16 protein-coding genes are annotated in these 18,738 nt (G+C 60.3%); 9 read left to right on the top strand and 7 right to left on the bottom strand.

The annotated features are described in order from the left end of the window. Positions 1-4 precede the first annotated feature (4 nt). On the top strand, positions 5-1,921 hold the full coding sequence (locus WLQ66_RS02440; RefSeq protein WP_340544758.1) for a beta-galactosidase: 1,917 nt from the start codon (positions 5-7) through the stop codon (positions 1,919-1,921). A gap of 63 nt (positions 1,922-1,984) precedes the next feature. On the opposite strand, the gene WLQ66_RS02435 is transcribed toward WLQ66_RS02440, so the two are convergent. From WLQ66_RS02435 to WLQ66_RS02425, 3 genes are all read right to left on the bottom strand, one after another. Continuing rightward, the gene (locus WLQ66_RS02435; protein WP_340544757.1) at positions 1,985-2,770 is read right to left on the bottom strand and encodes an ATP-binding cassette domain-containing protein; all 786 of its coding nucleotides are present in this window, start codon (positions 2,768-2,770) and stop codon (positions 1,985-1,987) included. 1 nt (position 2,771) lies between these two features. Then, positions 2,772-3,893: an ABC transporter permease gene (locus tag WLQ66_RS02430; protein ID WP_340544756.1), complete on the bottom strand. Its 1,122-nt coding sequence runs from the start codon at positions 3,891-3,893 to the stop codon at positions 2,772-2,774. Between the two features lie 62 nt (positions 3,894-3,955). Further along, complete coding sequence (locus WLQ66_RS02425; protein ID WP_340544755.1) at positions 3,956-4,906, bottom strand: sugar ABC transporter substrate-binding protein; 951 nt, start codon at positions 4,904-4,906, stop codon at positions 3,956-3,958. Between the two features lie 225 nt (positions 4,907-5,131). Here WLQ66_RS02425 and WLQ66_RS02420 point away from each other — a divergent pair, with 225 nt between their 5' ends. Next, the gene (locus WLQ66_RS02420; RefSeq protein WP_340544754.1) at positions 5,132-6,133 is read left to right on the top strand and encodes a LacI family DNA-binding transcriptional regulator; all 1,002 of its coding nucleotides are present in this window, start codon (positions 5,132-5,134) and stop codon (positions 6,131-6,133) included. Positions 6,134-6,197: 64 nt separating this feature from the next. Here WLQ66_RS02420 and WLQ66_RS02415 read toward each other — a convergent pair whose 3' ends face one another. Genes WLQ66_RS02415 through WLQ66_RS02405 form a run of 3 tightly spaced genes read right to left on the bottom strand, consistent with a single transcriptional unit; the run spans position 6,198 to position 9,386 of the window. Then, on the bottom strand, positions 6,198-7,355 hold the full coding sequence (locus tag WLQ66_RS02415) for a Gfo/Idh/MocA family protein (protein WP_340544753.1): 1,158 nt from the start codon (positions 7,353-7,355) through the stop codon (positions 6,198-6,200). An 11-nt stretch (positions 7,356-7,366) separates the two neighbouring features. Continuing rightward, a complete protein-coding gene (locus WLQ66_RS02410; RefSeq protein ID WP_340544752.1) occupies positions 7,367-8,260 on the bottom strand; it encodes a sugar phosphate isomerase/epimerase family protein in 894 nt (297 codons plus the stop codon). Positions 8,261-8,282: 22 nt separating this feature from the next. Then, positions 8,283-9,386 carry a Gfo/Idh/MocA family protein gene (locus WLQ66_RS02405; RefSeq protein WP_340544751.1) on the bottom strand — a complete coding sequence of 368 codons (1,104 nt, stop codon included), beginning with the start codon at positions 9,384-9,386 and terminating at the stop codon, positions 8,283-8,285. 119 nt (positions 9,387-9,505) lie between these two features. On the opposite strand from WLQ66_RS02405, the gene iolD reads away from it, so the two are divergent. Genes iolD through iolG form a run of 5 tightly spaced genes read left to right on the top strand, consistent with a single transcriptional unit; the run spans position 9,506 to position 15,057 of the window. Beyond that, positions 9,506-11,380 carry a 3D-(3,5/4)-trihydroxycyclohexane-1,2-dione acylhydrolase (decyclizing) gene (gene iolD / locus WLQ66_RS02400; RefSeq protein ID WP_340544750.1) on the top strand — a complete coding sequence of 625 codons (1,875 nt, stop codon included), beginning with the start codon at positions 9,506-9,508 and terminating at the stop codon, positions 11,378-11,380. Then, the gene (gene iolC, locus WLQ66_RS02395; protein ID WP_340544749.1) at positions 11,380-12,372 is read left to right on the top strand and encodes a 5-dehydro-2-deoxygluconokinase; all 993 of its coding nucleotides are present in this window, start codon (positions 11,380-11,382) and stop codon (positions 12,370-12,372) included. Before iolD ends, iolC begins: the two co-directional genes overlap by 1 nt. 11 nt (positions 12,373-12,383) lie before the next feature. Next, a complete protein-coding gene (locus tag WLQ66_RS02390; protein ID WP_340544748.1) occupies positions 12,384-13,241 on the top strand; it encodes a 5-deoxy-glucuronate isomerase in 858 nt (285 codons plus the stop codon). Further along, positions 13,238-14,077, top strand: coding sequence for a class II fructose-bisphosphate aldolase (locus WLQ66_RS02385; protein ID WP_340544747.1), 840 nt, complete (start codon positions 13,238-13,240; stop codon positions 14,075-14,077). Before WLQ66_RS02390 ends, WLQ66_RS02385 begins: the two co-directional genes overlap by 4 nt. Next, positions 14,071-15,057 (top strand): inositol 2-dehydrogenase, encoded by a 987-nt coding sequence (iolG, locus tag WLQ66_RS02380; protein WP_340544746.1) that lies wholly within the window; start codon positions 14,071-14,073, stop codon positions 15,055-15,057. The genes WLQ66_RS02385 and iolG overlap by 7 nt, the downstream gene beginning before the upstream one ends. A 12-nt stretch (positions 15,058-15,069) precedes the next feature. Here the strand turns inward: iolG and WLQ66_RS02375 are convergent, their stop codons facing one another. Then, a complete protein-coding gene (locus WLQ66_RS02375; protein WP_340544745.1) occupies positions 15,070-16,254 on the bottom strand; it encodes a phytanoyl-CoA dioxygenase family protein in 1,185 nt (394 codons plus the stop codon). A 94-nt stretch (positions 16,255-16,348) separates the two neighbouring features. Here WLQ66_RS02375 and WLQ66_RS02370 point away from each other — a divergent pair, with 94 nt between their 5' ends. Together WLQ66_RS02370 and WLQ66_RS02365 are read left to right on the top strand one after the other, a co-directional pair. Further along, positions 16,349-17,386, top strand: coding sequence for a LacI family DNA-binding transcriptional regulator (locus WLQ66_RS02370; RefSeq protein ID WP_340544743.1), 1,038 nt, complete (start codon positions 16,349-16,351; stop codon positions 17,384-17,386). Positions 17,387-17,611: 225 nt separating this feature from the next. Continuing rightward, a complete protein-coding gene (locus WLQ66_RS02365) occupies positions 17,612-18,577 on the top strand; it encodes an NAD(P)-dependent oxidoreductase (protein WP_340544741.1) in 966 nt (321 codons plus the stop codon). Positions 18,578-18,738 lie beyond the last annotated feature (161 nt).

Here is an 18,738-nt window from a genome sequence, read left to right as displayed (position 1 = left end):
CTCCATGCAGCGCACACTTGGCACCTGCTACTATCCCGAACATTGGCCCGAAGACATCTGGCAGGAGGACGCCGCGCGCATGGTTGCGGCCGGGCTCACCTGGGTTCGCATTGGCGAGTTTTCATGGTCGCGCATTGAACCCAGCCCCGGCGATCTGCAGTTGTGCTGGCTTGATCGCGCCATTGATGTGCTGGTGTCGGCCGGACTGAAGGTGGTGCTGGGCACCCCCACCGCTACGCCACCCCGCTGGATGGTGGACCGCCACCCCGATATGTTTGCGCTGGACGTCGACGGCAAACCGCGCGGTTTTGGCTCGCGCCGCCACTATTGTTTCAGTCACGAGGGCTACCGCGCCGAAGCCCGGCGGATCGTCTCCCTGATGGCGGAACGTTATGGCCCAGGTGACCGTATCGCCGCCTGGCAGACCGACAATGAATACGGTTGCCACGACACAACAATCAGCTATTCCCCGGCGGCACAGATCGCCTTTGTCCGCTGGCTAGAGGCGCGTTATGACGGCGATATTCATGCGTTGAACAGTGCCTGGGGCAATGTTTTCTGGTCGATGAACTATGATCGCTTTGATCAGATCGGCCTGCCCAACCTGACCGTGACCGAACCGAACCCGGCGCATGTGCAGGCCTTCCGGCGGTTTTCTTCGGATCAGGTGGTGAGCTTCAACCGCGATCAGGTCGATATTCTGCGTGCCCATTCCGATGCGCCGATTGCCCATAACTACATGGGGCGGGTGACCGATTTCGATCACTACAAGGTTGGCGAGGATCTCGACATTGCCAGTTGGGACAGCTACCCTTTGGGCTTTCTCGAAGATCGAGTGGGCGCCAACCCCGAGGACCAGCGCCGCTACGCGCGTCAGGGCGACCCTGATTTTCAGGCCTTCCATCATGATCTCTATCGCGCCGTCGGGCGCGGACGCTGGTGGGTGATGGAACAGCAACCCGGACCGGTGAACTGGGCACCCTACAATCCCGCACCGCTGCCCGGCATGGTCAGGTTCTGGACCTGGGAGGCCTTTGCCCATGGTGCGGAGGCGGTCTGCTATTTCCGCTGGCGCCAGGCGCCGTTTGCGCAGGAACAGCTTCACGCCGGTCTGCTGCGTCCCGATAGGCAAGATGCCCCTGCCATCGCCGAGGCGCGTCTGGTTGCCGATGAACTGGCCGCAGCGGGCGCGGTGGCACCGGCTCAAGCTCCCGTGGCGCTGATCTTCGACTATGACGCCGAATGGGCCTGGCAGGTGCAGCCACATGGCCTGGGTCTGAGCTATTTCGACCTTGTGCTGGCGCATTACCGTGCACTGCGACGGGCTGGCCTGTCTGTGGACATTGTTCCCTCGACACAGACCGATTTTGCAGGATACGCCCTGATCCTTGCACCCGGTCTGATGCACCTCCCCGACCATTTGCGCGCAGCCTTGGCAACAGCGGCGGCTCAGGTGCTCTATGGGCCGCGAACAGGCGCGCGGGATGCGGACTTCAACATCCCGACCAGCCCCCTGCCCCCAGCATTGGACGGGCTAGATATTGTCGTTGCCGCAGTCGAGAGCCTGCGACCGGATATGCCGCTGCCGCTGGCGCAGGTCGACGGGGCCGTCACCGGTTATCTGGAAACACTGGATGGTCAGGGAGAGACTCTGATCGAGACGGCCAACGGTCAGCCCGTGGCTGTTGCCGCAGGAAACAAAGTCTACTGCGCGGGCTGGCTGGACGCGGCGGGTCTGGATCACCTTGTCGCAATGCTTTGCAAACGTGCGAAGCTGCGCATCTGCAAGATGCCGCTGGGCGTGCGTCGGCGCCAGACCGCGACCGAAGAGTTCTGGTTCAATCATCTGGCTGAAGCGGTAGAGACCGAGGTCGGCACTCTGCCACCTGCGGGCGTTCTGCGCAGAGCAAGAGGCAACTGACCGTACAACCACCCGCCCGGGCAGAAGCCCCGGCGGGTGGTTATCTTCTGAGCCGACATTGGTTCAGACCGTACCGCCGAGGCTCCCCTCCAGTGTCGCCAGCTCTTGCCCGCCGGCCATCATATCCTGCAATTCCTCTGGCGTGATTTCGCCGCGTTTTGCAGTACCGAGAGTCTGCCCGCGATTGAGAACGGTAAACCGATCACCAACGGCCATAGCGTGGCGGACGTTATGGGTGATGAAGACAACCGCAACACCTTGCTTGCGGACTTTGTCGATGGTGGCCAGAACATTCGCTGTCTGGCGCACCCCAAGTGCCGAGGTCGGTTCATCCAGGATCAGCACTTTGGCCCCGAAATGCACCGCACGGGCGATGGCAACCGTCTGACGCTCCCCTCCCGACAGGGTTCCAACCGCCTGATCCGGGCCGCGCAGGTTGATGCCCATCTTGCGCATTTCTTCCATGGTGACCCGGTTGGCATATTCATGGTCAAACAGTTTCAGCGGGCCGATCTTGCGGATCGGCTCATTGCCCATGAAGAAGTTGCGACTGACCGACATCAGCGGGATCATCGCCAGATGCTGGTGTACTGTGGCGATTCCAGCGGCAATCGCGTCACGAGGATCCGCGAAATGAAGTGGCTGACCCTCAAACAGGATCTCGCCTCTGGTCGGTTTATGCACACCGGACATGGTCTTGATAAAGGTCGATTTCCCGGCGCCATTGTCGCCAAGCAGGCAGTGACATTCGCCCGGAAAGACATCGACCGAAACCCCGGCAAGCGCAATGACGCTGCCAAAATGCTTCTCGATGCCCTGCATCCGGATCAAGGGTTGAGACATGGACATATCAGCGCTCCCCCGTGATGACGCGACGAATGTAGGTGTTGAGGATCACGGCAAACAGCAGGATCAGCCCCAGGAAAACGCGGAACAGCGAACTTTCGACGCCAGCAAAGAACAGCCCCTGCTGCACGACGCCAAAGATCAGCGCACCCAGGGCGGCGCCAAGCACAGACCCGTAACCGCCAGTCAGAAGGGCACCGCCAATCACCACCGCAATAATCGCTTCGAACTCTTTCAGCAGGCCCCGGTCCGATCCCGCGCCACCAAATTCCATAACCTGACAGGTCGCAAAGACCGTCGCGCAGAAGGCGGTGAACATGAACATCAGGATCTTCACGCGGTTCACTGGCACGCCGGAATTGCGCGCGGCCTCGGCATCGCCGCCGGCCGCGAAAATCCAGTTCCCGAACCGTGTCTTGGTCAGGATGATATGTCCGACGATAACCAGCAGAATGGCCCAGACGATCAACATCGGCAGCCCGTCGACCACCGGCTGTCCCTTGCGGGTGCCGCGTTCAAAAACGGCGATCCAACCATTGTCACCCAGCCACTGGAACAATCCCGTCAGGATCTTGCCACCAAACAGAGCGGCCAGCCAATCACCCTCAGCTGCGTCTGCCACGCCACCGATAATGGTTTTGCGTTCAATGGTTTGCGGCAGGTAGATCGCAAACCCACGCAGAATGAACAGAAACGCCAGCGTGACGATGAAACTGGGCAACCCCGTCCGCACTACGATAAAGCCGTTCAATGCCCCGATCGCCATCGCCAGCACAAAAGTCACCAGGATCGCAAGCCAGACCGGCCAACCCAGCGTCACGCTGAAGATTGCGATCAACATGCCGGTAAAACCGATCATGGAGCCGACAGACAGGTCAAACTCGCCTGCGATCATCAGCAGGCAGGCACCAACCGCAATGATCATGAATTGGGCAGAGATCTGGCTCCAGTTCAGCACGCCCTGACTGTTGAACATGCCGCTGTCACCGGCAAAAATAATAAACATCGTAAAGACGGCGATGGTGCCGATAATGCCGCCGAGTTCTGGACGGATCATGGCTTCGCGGAACTTCGAACGGCTCTTGATCCGTTCGTCCTCCGCAAATTGGGTATGTGCGTCAGACATTGTACTCTCTCTAAAAAAAGGGCGGCCAAATTGCTTCGGCCGCCCGCACCTGGGGGAGATTGTCAGCGGTACTCGCCCGCGAACTCCTCGACCTTTTCCAGGCCGTCCTTGGTGACAAAACCAGGGCCAGAGTTGATGTTGTTGCCCGGCAGAACGCCGTAGCGGTGGTAATTGGTCAGAACCACCACGGGCAGATAGGCCTGCAGGAAGGGCTGCTGATCAATACCCCAGTTGATAACACCGGATTTCAGACCTTTGACGATTTCCTCGCCCAGATCAAAGGTGCCGAAATAGATGTCACCGGCCATACCGTTTTCTTCCAGTGCCAGCATTGTCGGATCAGCCGATGTCGGCCCCAATGTCAGGATCGCGTCAGTTTCCGGGTTGGTGTTCAGATAGGCAAGAACCCGGTTCTTGATCTCAGCCGGATCCTGACCGCTGTCGATCATCTGGTCGCCCAGTTCGATCCCAAGACCATCTGCAAACCCCTGGCAGCGCTCTGTCGAAGAGGGCGAGCTGATATAATGGTTCACACAGAGGAAACTGCCAACACCGTCGGATTTGGCGCGCAGGCCGGCCGCGTGACCGGCGTCATATTCTGGCTGACCAACATACATCAGAGCCCCCACCTCGCGGGCCTGTTCTGGGGTGCCGGAGTTCATGATGATCACATCCACACCACTGTCGACAGCTGCTCTGATAGGACCGGACAGGACGTCGTAATCGGACAGGGTGGTGATGATGCCATTGGGCCCGGAAGCCGCCGCCTGTTCGATGATCCGCGCCATATCGGCAAGGTCACCGGTCGGCGGGTTGCGATATTCCACCTCCACATTCATCTGCTCACCCGCAAGGGCGATGCCGTTCTTGATGGTGTTCCACCAGCTGTCGCTATCGGGTGCGTGGCTGACAAGGATGTATTTTTCGCCTTCTGCCGAGGCGATGGTTGCCAGCATCATCGGCGCCGCTGCAACCGTTGTCGCCAGCAGGAATGTCTTGAAAATTGACGTCATTCTTTCCTCCCAAAGTTTTACCGTCACGATCGCGTCCGGGCGGTCCCATCCGCGTCGGGGATCAGCATAACCACGAATCGATTTTTTTTGCAACCGGTTGCAAATTGTGGCAGCATTTTTTCTGCTGAACTTGAATTCGATCCGCGATAGATAGTCTGATCCGGTGCGCAGCCGGTTGCACAGGCGGATGGGCCCGGCCGGGCCCTGACAAAGGGAAGACCAAGAATGGCTGTTACGTTAAAAGATGTGGCTGAACGGGCGCAGGTCTCGCGTTCGGCGGTCTCGCGCACGTTCACCGATGGCGCATCGGTATCGGAGAAGATGCGCCGCAAGGTTGAGAAAGCCGCCCAGGAGCTCGGCTATAGTCCGAACGCGCTGGCCTCGTCCCTGACAACCGGGCGGACCAAATTGATTGGCCTGGTGTCCAACAACTTTCACAACCCGATTTTTCTCGAAGTCTTCGACCGGTTTACGCGACGGCTTCAGGACAAGGGGTTGCGCCCGCTGCTGGTCAACCTCTCTGACGAAACCGACCCCGAGAACTCGGTTCGTATGTTGCGGCAATATTCCGTTGACGGCGTTGTTGTCGCCTCGTCGACCCTGCCGCCTGGGTTTGCCAAGGCCTTTCGAGATGCAGGCGTGCCTGTAGTTCACAGTTTCGGCCGCTCCTCCTCCACGCCGCAGGTGCATGTGGTTGGGATCGACAACGTCGAATGCGGACGAATGGCGGCGCGAACGCTGATTGATCGCGGCTATGGCAAACTGGCCTTCATGGGCGGCCCCCAGAGCGCGACCTCGACTCAGGATCGCTGGAAGGGATTCACCCTGGAAATGGAAGCTCATCCGGATATCGTCTTCTCCTACAGTTTTGCGGATGATTACTCCTTTGAGGCCGGTCGCCGGGAAATGCTGCGCCTGTTGCAGGACGACCCGGCCGAAGCCTATTTCTGTGGGGATGACGTGTTGTCAATCGGGGCGCTCAGCGCGATCCGCGAACAGGGGCTAAAGGTGCCAGGTGACATCGGGGTCATCGGTCTCAACGATATGGAAATGGCCCGTTGGGAGAACATAGACCTGACCACCATCCACCAGCCGATTGAACAGATCGTCAATTCATCAATCGAGCTGGTTGTTGCCATGCTGGACGAGCCGGATCGCTATCCTGAAGCCCGCATCTTTCCTTGCCATGTGGTGGATCGCGGCACATTGCGACAGCTGACATCCTGAAGCGATCCTAGGCATGAAAAGGACACCCGCTGCCGGGTGCCCTGCGATTGCTTAGACCACGGTGTCAGCGAAACATCGGCGGCCGGGCATCAACCCAGGCGCCATCTGTTGCGCCGCTTTCGGCGACGGCAAAAACAGCCGCCATGGACCGCAGCCCATCTTCGGCCCGTGGATAAAGATCCGCCGCCGGGTCCATGGATCGCCCGGCTTTCCGCGCGCCGATGGCTTCGGCCAAATCGCTGTATATATTGGCAAAAGCCAGAGGCATCCCCTCGGCATGGCCGATTGTCACGCGGCTGGTGCGATCCGCTTCGGGGCTGAGGTTGGCTTCACCACGTTCGATTACCTGCAAGCGGCCGCCCAGCGGCATCCAATAGAGCTGGTTCGGCTGCTCCTGCGACCAGCGCAGACCGCCCTTTTCACCAAACACCTGCAAGGTCAGCCCATGCTGGCGTCCGATTGCCACAGACGAGGTCCAGAGCCGCCCGACGGTGCCGCCATCAAAGCGCATATTGACCATGGCGTCGTCTTCCAGAACCCGGCTCTCAATACAGCTGACCGTATCCGCAGAAAGGCGTTCCAGTTCCTGCCCGATCACAAAACTGGCCATATGCAGCGCGTGGATGCCGCAATCGGCAAACTGCGCAGAAACCCCGGCCTGAGCCGGATCATAGCGCCAGCGCACCCGCGGATTGTCCGCATCAGCCGCATCAGCATGATGCCCATGGGCAAACTCGGCCTTCACAAGGCGGATCTTTCCAAGATCACCACGCGCCACCATCGCCTTCATGTGGCGGACCAGCGAATAGCCGGAATAGCCATAGTTCACCGCGCAGATCTTGCTCTGCGCCTTGGCGATTTTGACGATTTCCTCGCCTTCCTCCACGGTCATTGTCATCGGTTTTTCGCACAGCACATGAAAACCGGCTTCAAGGAAGCTCTTGGTGATTTCAAAATGGGTGGCATTGGGTGTGGCAACGGTGACAAGATCAACGCGGTCGTCGCGATGACGTTCCCCCTCCAGCATCTCCTGCCAGTCGCCATAGGCGCGGTCTGCGGCCAGCCTCAGCCGCTGACCGTAGGCGCGCCCTTCGTCGGGACGGTGATCCAATGCCGCTGCGGCGAATTCAAACGCCCCGTCAAGCCCTGCTCCCAGACGATGGGCCGGTCCGATCTGGCTGCCTTCACCACCGCCGATCATGCCCCACTTCAGCTTTGCCATGGTGTTACCCCCTAGTTGAAACCAATGGATTCAAGATATTCACGGTTGGCCCGCGCATCCCCCACCGGGTCGGGATCCAGCGTTGGATCGCAATCCTGCTCCACCGTACACCAGCCGGAAAATCCAGCGTCTAAAAGCAGTTGCCTCACCGCCGGAAAATCCACATCACCCTCGCCGAGATTGCAGAAAATCCCCTGCCCGCAGGCATCATAGAAGTTCGTCCGCTTGGCGATCACATCGGCTTTCACCTTCGGGTCGATATCCTTGAAATGCATATAGCTGATACGATCCATGTGCCGTTTCATGAAAGCGACGGGATCAAAACCGGCGTAGGAATGGTGGCCGGTGTCAAAACAGATCTTCAGGATCCTGTCGTCGACCTCATCCAGCAGCCGCTCCAGCTCCGGCTCGAAATCCATGAACCCCGCCGCATGGGCGTGGATGCCGACGGTGAGACCGTAGTCCTCGGTGCCAATCCGCGCGACGGTGGCGAGCCGGTCACGGAATGCCGACCATTCGTCGCGATCCATCTGCTCGGCTTCATCAGCGCGGCCAGCAGTCGGAGCACGGCGCGGCGAGATCGAATCGATCAGCACCAGATGCTCGGCTCCATGGGCTTTCAACGCCTTGCAGGTGCGGTGCGCCCCGTCCAGCACATCCTCCCATTGGGCCGGATCGTGGAAGGCACGGAAGACGACGCCACCGATCAGTTCCAGATCATGCTCGGCGAGCGCGTCCCTCAGGATCGCAGGGTCCTCAGGCATATACCCAACTGGTCCTAATTCGATCCCCTTGTAGCCAGCATCGGCGCAGTCCTTCAGAACGCTGCGCCATTCCGGATTGCGGGGATCCTGTGCAAATTCCACCCCCCAGGAGCATGGGGCATTGCCAATTCTGATCGTCATTTTGCAGTGCTTTCTTAGATGCTTAGAACTTTGATACGGTTTGCCACGACCGGGCCTTGGACGACGCCATGGCAGCGGCAATCACCTGATTTACGGCCACGCCATCCTCGAATGTCGGCCAAATCGGTGTCTGTGTCTCAATCGCGCGCAGGAAGTCGCGCGCCTCGATCAGGATCTGATCCTGATAGCCAGTGCCATGTCCAGGGCCCTGGCAGAACGGCAGATAGTCGGGATGCGCGGGACCGGTCAGGATCTTGCGGAAGCCACGGGTAGCGTCCTCGCCCTCGCTGAGGTAGAGCCAAAGTGCGTTCTGATCCTCCTGGTCAAACCTGATCGCACCCTTTGTTCCCGTAATTTCATAGGCATAGCCCATCTTGCGGCCCGTCGCGATCCGGCTGAAAAACATCTGCCCCATTGCCCCGCTGGCAAAGCGGCACATCATCTGGCCCTGATCGTCATTGGTGACAAGGCCACCGGGGCGGTCGCTATGGACGGTCTCAACCTCAGCAATCAGCTCTGCTATCGGCCCGATCAGCGCTATCGCTGCATTGATCATATGCGGGGCAAGATCCCCCATCGTGCCATTCGCCTCTCCTTTGGTCCGCCAGCTCGCCGGGGTATGGGGATCGGCATAGAAATCCTCGGTATGTTCGCCACGAAACCAGGTGACCTCGCCGATCACGCCATCTACAATCAACTGGCGGGCAAATTGGCTAGCCGGTGTACGGATGTAATTAAAGCCTACCATGTTGGGACAGCCCGAAACCCGGGCCGCCTCGACCATCGCACGGCTGTCCGCCAGCGAAGCGCCGAGAGGTTTTTCACAGAAAACCGGTTTACCCAGCGCAAAGGCCGCCTCTGCCACCGCACGATGTGTCTGCTGCGGGGTCGCAATCACAATCGCCTCAACCTTTGGGTCATTGACCAATACCTGCCAGTCATCCGTCGCACGACGAAAACCATAGGCCCGCCGATATCGCTCTGCACTGGTGGGGGTGGAGGCACAGACCATCTCCAGCCGTGGGCGCAAAGACGTATCGAACACCGCCCCCACTGCGGCCATCGCGACGGCATGAGCCTTGCCCATGTACCCACCGCCTAGAATTCCGATACCGATTTCGGTCATTCAGGCCTCCCAATCCATGAAATTCGATTTGCAACCGGTTGCAAAACTTGTATCTTGGGATTCGATATCTCGCAAGATCAAATCGACCCGACCACCGACAATCCCAGGGACCCCTGCCTATGACGACGCCGCCGAAAACGATAAGATTGACCACCGCCCAGGCCATCATCCGATGGCTCTCCAATCAGTTCATTGTGATCGACGGGGAGGAAATGCGCCTCTGCGGCGGCGGCTTCGGGATCTTCGGCCATGGCAACGTAACCTGCCTCGGAGAAGCCCTTTATGAAGCGCGCGAGGCGCTGCCGCTCTATCGCGGTCAGAATGAACAGAGCATGGGATTTGCGGCCGCGGGATATGCCAAACAATGGCTGCGCCAACGCTTTATGTTCTGCACGGCAAGTGCCGGTCCCGGCACATCGAATCTGGTGACCTCGGCAGCGCTGGCGCACGCCAACCGGCTGCCGATGTTGATGCTCTGCGGCGATACCTTCCTGACCCGCCTGCCCGATCCGGTGTTGCAGCAGATGGAGAACTTCGACGATCCGACCTTTGGCGTGAATGATGCGTTCAAGCCCGTATCGCGCTACTGGGACCGCATCACCCATCCGGCGCAGATCATCCAGTCCCTGCCCGCCGCGATTGCCACGATGCTGGATCCCGGCGACTGTGGCCCGGCCTTCCTCGGCCTGCCACAGGACGTCCAGGGCTGGACCTATGATTACCCGGAGGTTTTCTTTGAAAAGAAGACCCATCGCATTCGCCGTGTCACACCGGACACCGCCGAGATTGCCGAAGCCGCAGCAGCGCTGCGCGGTGCCAAACGCCCGATGATCATCGCAGGCGGTGGCGTGCAATACAGCCGCGCGGTGGCTGAGCTGACCGCCTTTGCCGAGGCCCATCAGATCCCCGTCGTAGAAACCATCGCAGGCCGCGCCAACCTGCGCGACACCCATCCGCTGAACATCGGCCCGATTGGCGTGACCGGGTCGGACAGCGCCAATGCCATCGCGGCAGAGGCGGATGTGATCCTCGCAGTGGGCACAAGGTTGCAGGACTTCACCACCGGTTCCTGGACCGCATTTGCGCAGGATGCCCAGTTCATCTCGATCAATGCGGCACGCCATGATGCAGGCAAGCACTGTGCATTGCCGGTTGTCGGTGACGGCCAGCGCGCCCTGCTCGACCTCGGCTCCGCCTGCCAAGGCTACAGCGCCCCGCAGGACTGGGTGGCCCGCGCACAGGAGGAACGACGCAGCTGGGTCGCCTATGTGGCTGACAATATATCCTATGGCGACAACCGGCCCAATTCCTATGCCCAGGCCATCGGCGTGGTGAACGCGCTCTGCGACCCGCGCGACCGCGTCGTGGCAGCGGCGGGCGGCCTACCCGCCGAGGTCACCGCCAACTGGCGCACGCTGGAACCTGGCACGGTCGATGTCGAGTTCGGATTTTCCTGCATGGGCTATGAAATCTCCGGTGCCTGGGGAGCTCGCATCGCCCAAACCGAGCGTGAGCCGGAGCGTGACACCATCGTCTTTGTCGGCGATGGCTCATATATGATGCTGAACTCTGATATCTACTCCAGCGTACTGAGCCGAAAGAAACTGATCATCCTCGTGCTCGACAATGGCGGTTTCGCCGTCATCAACAAGCTGCAGAACAATACGGGCAACACCAGTTTCAACAACCTTCTCGCCGATTGCCCGACCATCCCTGAGGCCTTTGGCGTGGACTTCGCCGCGCATTCAGCCGCTATGGGCGCGATTGCGGAAACGGTCGCCAATCCGGGCGAGCTGGCAGAGGCCTTCAAGCGTGCTCAGGGCAACGACCGAACCACCGTCATCGTGATGAACGTCGATGCCTACGAGGGCTGGACGACGGAAGGTCACGCCTGGTGGGAAGTCGGCACGCCGCATATCACCAACAATCCCGATGTGCAGGAGGCCCATGTCGAATGGGAATCCAGCCGCAGCAAACAACGGCGGGGGGTCTGATGAACACCCCATCCAAAGCCCATGGCGATCTGTCAGGGCGCAACTTCCTGGTCATCGGGCGGGTGGGCATGGATCTTTGTCCAACCCCGGCAGGCACCGCAACAAAAGATGCCCAAGACATGATGGTGGCGATGGGCGGCAGCAGCGCAAATATCGCCGCTGGACTGGTCAAAATGGGATGCCGTGCCGCGCTGGTCACCAGCGTCTCAGACGATGCCGTGGGTTGGTATTGCCTGAACCAGCTGGATCACTACGGGATCGGCCGGACTCACGTGAAACGCATCACCGGCGAATATCGGACATCGCTTGCGATCTACGAAAGCCGTGTGGAAGACCACCAGAGCGTTATCTACCGCAACAACGCTGCCGACTTTCAGATGACCATCGCTGATGTCGAGGCGGTGGATTACAGCCAATACAGCGCGCTGATCACCGCAGGCACGGTCTTTGCTGCCGAACCATCGCGCAGCGCGACCTTCCGCGCCTTTGAACTGGCGCGCGCTGCGGGCTTACCAATCATTTTTGACGTCGATTACCGGCCCTACAGCTGGCCCTCGGCCGAGGTGGCCGCTGATGTTCTGTCGCGTGCTGGTGAGTTGTCCGACATCATCGTCGGCAACGACGAAGAATTCGGGTTCATGGCCGGTGGCGTTGACATGGGGCTCGCCAAGGCGCGCAGCCTTGCGCAAACCACCGCCTCCGTCGTGGTTTATAAGATGGGTCCAGAGGGCGCCATCACCTTTGCCGACGGGCAGGAAATCCGCACCGGCATCTACCCTGTTGATGCGCTGAAGCCAACCGGCGCGGGCGACAGCTTCATGGCCGGCTTCCTCGCCGCGCTTTCCGAAGGACGCCATACGAAAGAGGCCATTCTACGCGGCTCCGCCTGTGCCTCCGTTGTTGTAGCCAAACCCGGCTGCGCCCCGGCGATGCCCGATCTTGCTGCACTGGAGGCGTTCCTCGCAACGCACCCCGGCGCCACCGAAATCTGAAAGGACCCCCCATGCATATCGCCCCCCATGACAACCAGAACAAAGCCATCGTCGATGCCGACAACGATCTGGTGCCGCTCAACTATTTCAACATCGTCAAGCTGACCAAGGGCCAGACATTCGAATATCAGGTCCCCGGATATGAGACCTGCATCGTTCCCGCCACCGGTACCGTGGATATCGAAGTGGAAGGTCTGAGCTATGCCGGGATCGGCAACCGAACCGCGGACGTCTGGGATGGCGAACCAGAAGGCGTCTATATCCCGGTCGGCGCAAAGGTCACGATAACCTGCACCACCGACGCAACGGAAACCTTCGTTGCCGGTGCAAAATACGACAAGGTTCTGGAGCCGTTCGACGTCCGTGCGGATGGCATCGACCTCGTGCAATACGGATCTGATGACACCAAGACTCACCGGAAGATCAAACATATTCTCGGACAGAAGCAGCATGACAAGGTCGGACGCCTGCTCGTTTCGGAGTTGTTCACTGTGGGTCAAGGCGGCTGGTCCGGCTTTCCGGCGCACAAGCACGACACCGATCGCAAGGACGCCGATGGCAATATCATCGAAACGCGTCATGACGAGACCTATAACTTCCGCTTCCGCCCCAACCATGGTTCCGGCGTCCAGATCCTGCAACGCGAAGAAGGCAAGCCGGGGGATGCTTACCAACTGATGGACGGCTCCACCATCATGATCGACAGGGGCTATCACCCCTGCGCCGTGATGCCGGGATATGAGATGTATTATTTCACCATCCTTGGCGGTCTGAGCCAGCGCAGCCTGATCCAGTATTTCCAGCCAACTCATGCCTATCAGGTCGAAACGATCCCCGGCATCAAGGATATGGTGGCCAAGTTCAAATGACCGTTGCAACTCTGGCTGAGGTCCTGCAACCGGCCCTGCGCGATGGCTATGCCGTCGCCGGGCTGGTGACGCTGGGCTGGGAAGACATGCGCGCCTATGTGGCAGCGGCAGAGGCCGAAGGCGTGCCTGTGATCTTGCAGGCGGGGCCATCCTGTCGCGCCCATACGCCGCTGCCAATCCTGGGCAAGATGTTCCACCATCTGGCCGAGGCCGCATCGGTTCCGGTGGTTGCACATCTCGATCATGGCTACACCCCAGAGGATTGCCGTATTGCCATCGACAGCGGCTTTACCTCCGTGATGTTCGACGGCTCGCGCAAACCTCTTGAGGACAATATCGCCGAAACCGCTGCCATCGCCGAAATGGCCCATGCCGCAGGTGTCTCATGCGAGGGTGAAATCGGATTTGTCGGCTACTCGGGCGGCGAAGGGTCGGCAGGAACTGATCCTGAAGAGGCCCGCCGCTTTGCACTGGAAACCGGCGTGGACGCAATGGCAATCTCGGTCGGCAATGTACATCTGCAACAGGACAAGGACGGCGGGCTGGATATTGACCGGATCCGCGCCATCGAGGCCCTCACCGAGGTGCCGCTGGTCATCCATGGCGGCTCCGGCGTACCGGTCGCACAGCGCAGAATGCTGGCCCGCGAGTCGCGTATCTGCAAATTCAATATCGGCACCGAATTGCGCATGGCTTTCGGCGCCGCCATGCGCGATGCGGTCAACCGGGACCCGGACCGCTTTGACAGGGTCAGCATCCTGTCGGAAACCCACGATCCGGTCGTTGCCGCGGCGCGCGGCGTTCTTCGCGCCTTCAAGGGAGAAACACAATGTTGAATATCGGCCTTCTGGGCTGCGGGCGCATCGGTCAGGTCCACGCCCGTTCTGTTGGACAATTGGACGGCGTGCGCGTGACAGCCGTCGCCGATGCCGTGCCGGAAGCCGCCAGCGCGCTGGCCAGCAAGATCGGCGCGGATGTGCGCGACGCCTCGGCGCTGATCACCAGCGCGGACGTAGACGCGGTGGTGATTGGCACACCCACCGATACCCACTACGACCTGATCCATCAGGCAGCAGCGGCGGGCAAGGCAATTTTCTGCGAAAAACCGGTCGATATGTCCGCCGACCGCATCTGTGATTGCCAGAAGGTGGTGGCGGAGGCAGGGGTTGCGTTCCTGACCGCGTTCAACCGACGGTTTGACCCCAACTTTGCCAATCTGCAGCAGCGTCTGCGCGCGGGCGCGATTGGTGACGTAGAGATCGTCTCGATCCTGTCGCGCGATCCCTCTCCGCCCCCGGTCAGCTACATCAAGACCTCTGGCGGGTTGTTCCGGGATATGATGATCCATGATTTCGACATGGCGCGTTTTCTGCTGGGCGAAGAGCCAATTCAGGTCTTCGCCGTCGGCTCGGCCCTGGTCGACCCGGCTATTGGCGCGGCAGGTGACGTGGACACTGCCGCCGTCACCCTGACCACGGCCAGCGGAAAGATCTGCCAGATCTCGAACTCGCGCCGGGCTACCTATGGCTACGATCAGCGGGTTGAGGTACATGGCTCCAAAGGGATGCTGCGTGCTGCCAACATGCTGGAGAACACGGTCGAGGTTGCCGGGGCCAATGGCTTCCAGACAGCGCCCGCGCAGCATTTCTTCCTTGAGCGCTACGAGGCTGCCTATCGCAACGAAATGGCCCGCTTCGTCGAGGCTGTTCAGGCAGGCACCACCCCGTCGCCCAGTATCGACGACGGGCTTCGCGCTCAGATGTTGGCCGATGCCGCCGCCAAATCGCTTGAGACTGGGACACCGGTCAAACTGTAGTAGGTCAGATTGTCATGCCCGGCGGCGCGCGTCTTGCGCCGCCAGCGCTTCGTTGAAACGCTCGGGCGGCCAGCCCTCAGCCAGCGCCTGATGCAGCAAATCCGCCTGCGTCTGCGGGGCCAGCCCTCCCGTCGGCGGATCTCTATCCAGATTGGTCGGAAAGGAATAGCCCTCGGCGCAGGCTGCGATTGCCGCGGCCCGCTCCGCCTCTGGCATCGCGCCCTCAGCCTCCAATTGCACCAGCGCCGGATAAAGCCGCTCGGACATGCCGCGCCGATCCACGGTTTCCATCGCGCGACCAAAGGCAGACGAGACCTGCAACAAATTCGCCATGCGCTGGACATCCTGCGACCGGTTGGCGCCTGCGGCATGAAACAAAGCCGGGTTGAAAAACACCGCATCGCCCTTAGCCAGTGGCAGCTGGACATAGCGCTCCTCGAAATAGGCGCGGAAATCCGGCCGCCGCCAAGCCACATAGCCCTCCCGGTATCTCTGCGAGAACGGCAGCAGCTTGGTTGGGCCACTTTCAACCGGCATGTCCCCATGGGCGACCGCCCCCTGCAAGGTCAGAACCGGCGACAGATCATGCACATGGGCTGGATACTGCGAGGATGTTTCCGCCGTTTGAAAGCCCAGATGATAGTCGCGATGCGCCTGCTGGGCCTCACCGCCCGGCCGAACCAGATTGATCTGCGCCGTCATCTGGTAGTTCGGCCCCAGCCAAGCCTCGCAAACTGCGGCCAACGCCACATTACCAAAGTAACGCGCGAAGACCTCCGGCGCGGCCTCGCAGAGTTTCTGAAGAGAGTTCCAGATCCGGTCATTCGAGCCTGCCGCCGCGAAGTGATCCGCACCGCCACCATTGGCCAGCTTCTCCTGTGCGATGATCTGTTCATATATCGCGCTCGCGCTGTCGATAGCAGCCGTGTCCTGATAGGCCTGTTTCAGCACCAATACGCCGGCCCCTTCGCGCAAACCTTGCGCCCATTCCGCCATCAGCCGCCGCCGGTCATCACTGTTGCCGAGCATCCCGCTGAGGGCCGTCATGTCGTAGATCGGGATATTCTTCACGATGGCACCCGCGAGCGGCACCTGATCCGCCGTCAAATCCTGTTCAACCAGCTTCCGAAAATCACTCAAGTCACATCCGGCAGGGTCGAAGTAGGTATCTCCTCTCCTTGCTGCTCTGTCCGCCATCCCTGTTCTCCTTTGCGCGGTTTCAAATCTCCTGCCATCAGACTGCCGGTGTAATCACTTGTGGTCAGCCGCATGATCCATCAAAAATACATCAATGAGCCATCGCTTCCCGATTAAGGATATCGCTCGGCAGTCCGGGCTGAGCACGGCAACCGTGGACCGCGTCCTGAACGGGCGCGCCAATGTCAGCGCCCGCAGTCGCGCCAGGGTCGCGGCGGCCATTGCCGAGCTGGAGGGCCAGGAACAGCAGCTCTCAGCCCGTGGGCGACGCCTCTATTTCGACGTTGTTGTCGAGGCTCCCGAACGGTTCAGCCGGGAAATCCGTCTCGCGACCGAGGCCGTCCTTCCAACCATCGGTCCGGCGGTGATCCATACCCGCTACAGTTTCCGACAAATTATGTCCGCCGATGACTGCGTTGAAATCCTCGGGCAGATCGCCCGGCGCGGCAGCCATGGGGTTGTGCTGAAGGCACGGGATCTGCCCCAGATTATTGCAACGGTGGCCGAACTGGACAGCAAAGGCATTCCTGTTGTCTGTGTCTTTACCGACCTGCCAAACAGCCCCCGCAGGCTCTATTGCGGACCCAACAATTATGCGGCGGGCCAGTCTGCCGCCTACATGATCGACAAATGCCTTCCCGGCATCCCTGGCCCGGGCGCAACCATCCTGACCACCCTTAGCCAGATGGCATTCCACGGTGAGGAACAACGTCGGCGCGGCTTCTTGCGCGTCTTGCAGGAACGCCGCCCGGATCTGAGACTGGTCACCCTCAGTGCCGGTGCAGGCCTTGCGCTGGAAACCACGGAGCTGCTGCGTCAACGGCTGGCCGAACCGAATCTCGGCCGGATAGTGGCGGTCTATTCAATGGGCGGCGCCAATCGCGCCATCATCGAACAGCTGAGCGCCTTTGGCCACCAGCCCCGCGCCTATATCGCCCATGATCTGGATGCGGAAAATCGAACCCTGATGCGTCAGGGCAAGATCACCGTGGTCCTGCAACACGACATCGCCAGCGATATGCGCAATGCCTTTCTCAGCCTGCTCCATGCCAACCACATCCTGAAGGCAACTCTCCCCGCGACTCAGAGCAGGATCTCCATGGTTACGCCCTTCGACGCCAGCGAAAGCTGACCAAAGCGTGCCTTTATCGGCTTCTTCCGGAACACAGGAATATTTCTGCGCTGGCGCTTTCAACATAGCCTGCGACGCAAATGCCCTTTTGATTGCAAGCGCCAGTCCTGGCGCTGAAAGGCCGTCTCGCCAAAGGCCGATTTTTCAGCCTCGAAGATGCAATTCTTGTTTCTCTTTGCGCTCATTCTTGGAATGCTTTCGACAATAGCCAGCAGGGAGAGCGGCATGAAAGTAGGATTTATTGGCCTTGGCAACGTCGGCGGCAAACTGAGCGGCAGCCTGCTGCGCAACGGTATCGACCTCAGCGTCTATGACCTGAACGACACGCTGGTCGCAAAGGCGGCCGAGGCGGGAGCGACGGCAGCGAAGAACCCCGCCGAGTTGATGTGCAGCTGTGACGCGGTGATCACCTGCCTGCCGTCGCCTGCGGCCTCGGATCAGGTTATGCAGCAGATGCTGCCGGAGATTGGCCCCGGCAAGATCTGGATGGAGATGTCCACCACCGATGAGGCAGAGGTCAAACGCCTCGGCGAGCTGGTGGCGCAGGCGGGCGGCACAGCCGTAGACTGCCCGGTGTCGGGCGGATGCCACCGGGCCGATACCGGAAACATCTCGATCTTCGCCGGATGTGACCGCGAAACCTTCGAACGGATCGTCCCCCTGCTGAAAACCATGGGGCGGCGCATTCTGCACACTGGGCCGATCGGCTCGGCGTCGGTGCTGAAAGTCATCACCAATTATCTGGCCACCGCCAACCTGCTGACCTGCTGCGAGGCGCTGGTCACGGCCAAGGCTGCAGGCATGGATCTCAACACCGCCTATGAGGCGATCAAGATCTCCTCCGGCACCTCATTCGTGCATGAAACGGAAAGCCAGGTGATCCTGAATGGATCCCGCGATATTTCCTTCACCATGGATCTGGTTTCAAAGGATATCGGCCTGTTTCAGGCTGTGGCGGATCGGCATAACGTCCCCCTCGAAATCAACCCGTTGATGATCAAGATCTTCAAGGACGGCGAAGCCCGTTTCGGCAGCCGCGAATTGTCGCCAAACATCATCCGGCGGCTGGAAGAGGCAACAGGGCTAGACATCAGAGCGCCCGGGTTTCCGGCTGAGATGGTCGACGACGAGCCGGAGGAACCGGGCTACGAGGTGATCCCCACGGGCCGCAACGCAGCTACCGGCAGCTAAACCTCCGATACGGAAAATGGTAGTGGGGGCGTCTGGCGATGCCCCCCTTTAGGCACCTGTGCCCGGGGCGTTGGCTCACGGGCTAGTTGCGCATAGTTCCGCCGACACATCCTATAGAGTCTTGCCAGACTCATTTTTCCCGAATTACGGTACTATTGTCC

Origin of the sequence: Phaeobacter sp. A36a-5a (assembly GCF_037911135.1) — a bacterium.
In the GTDB taxonomy this organism is placed as follows: domain Bacteria; phylum Pseudomonadota; class Alphaproteobacteria; order Rhodobacterales; family Rhodobacteraceae; genus Phaeobacter; species Phaeobacter bryozoorum.
Note: the sequence above shows the minus strand (reverse complement) of the source record. Positions and strands in the feature narration are given on the sequence as shown.

Excerpts from the sequence above, each read along its gene's own strand:
- WLQ66_RS02430 (WP_340544756.1), bottom strand. The coding sequence starts at position 3,893 with ATGTCTGACGCACATACCCAATTTGCGGAGGACGAACGGATCAAGAGC.
- WLQ66_RS02415 (WP_340544753.1), bottom strand. The coding sequence starts at position 7,355 with ATGGCAAAGCTGAAGTGGGGCATGATCGGCGGTGGTGAAGGCAGCCAG.
- iolC (WP_340544749.1), top strand. The coding sequence starts at position 11,380 with ATGAACACCCCATCCAAAGCCCATGGCGATCTGTCAGGGCGCAACTTC.
- WLQ66_RS02420 (WP_340544754.1), top strand. The coding sequence starts at position 5,132 with ATGGCTGTTACGTTAAAAGATGTGGCTGAACGGGCGCAGGTCTCGCGT.
- WLQ66_RS02435 (WP_340544757.1), bottom strand. The coding sequence starts at position 2,770 with ATGTCCATGTCTCAACCCTTGATCCGGATGCAGGGCATCGAGAAGCAT.
- WLQ66_RS02385 (WP_340544747.1), top strand. The coding sequence starts at position 13,238 with ATGACCGTTGCAACTCTGGCTGAGGTCCTGCAACCGGCCCTGCGCGAT.
- WLQ66_RS02365 (WP_340544741.1), top strand. The coding sequence starts at position 17,612 with ATGAAAGTAGGATTTATTGGCCTTGGCAACGTCGGCGGCAAACTGAGC.
- WLQ66_RS02440 (WP_340544758.1), top strand. The coding sequence starts at position 5 with ATGCAGCGCACACTTGGCACCTGCTACTATCCCGAACATTGGCCCGAA.
- WLQ66_RS02390 (WP_340544748.1), top strand. The coding sequence starts at position 12,384 with ATGCATATCGCCCCCCATGACAACCAGAACAAAGCCATCGTCGATGCC.
- WLQ66_RS02425 (WP_340544755.1), bottom strand. The coding sequence starts at position 4,906 with ATGACGTCAATTTTCAAGACATTCCTGCTGGCGACAACGGTTGCAGCG.
- WLQ66_RS02375 (WP_340544745.1), bottom strand. The coding sequence starts at position 16,254 with ATGGCGGACAGAGCAGCAAGGAGAGGAGATACCTACTTCGACCCTGCC.
- WLQ66_RS02410 (WP_340544752.1), bottom strand. The coding sequence starts at position 8,260 with ATGACGATCAGAATTGGCAATGCCCCATGCTCCTGGGGGGTGGAATTT.
- iolD (WP_340544750.1), top strand. The coding sequence starts at position 9,506 with ATGACGACGCCGCCGAAAACGATAAGATTGACCACCGCCCAGGCCATC.
- iolG (WP_340544746.1), top strand. The coding sequence starts at position 14,071 with ATGTTGAATATCGGCCTTCTGGGCTGCGGGCGCATCGGTCAGGTCCAC.
- WLQ66_RS02370 (WP_340544743.1), top strand. The coding sequence starts at position 16,349 with ATGAGCCATCGCTTCCCGATTAAGGATATCGCTCGGCAGTCCGGGCTG.
- WLQ66_RS02405 (WP_340544751.1), bottom strand. The coding sequence starts at position 9,386 with ATGACCGAAATCGGTATCGGAATTCTAGGCGGTGGGTACATGGGCAAG.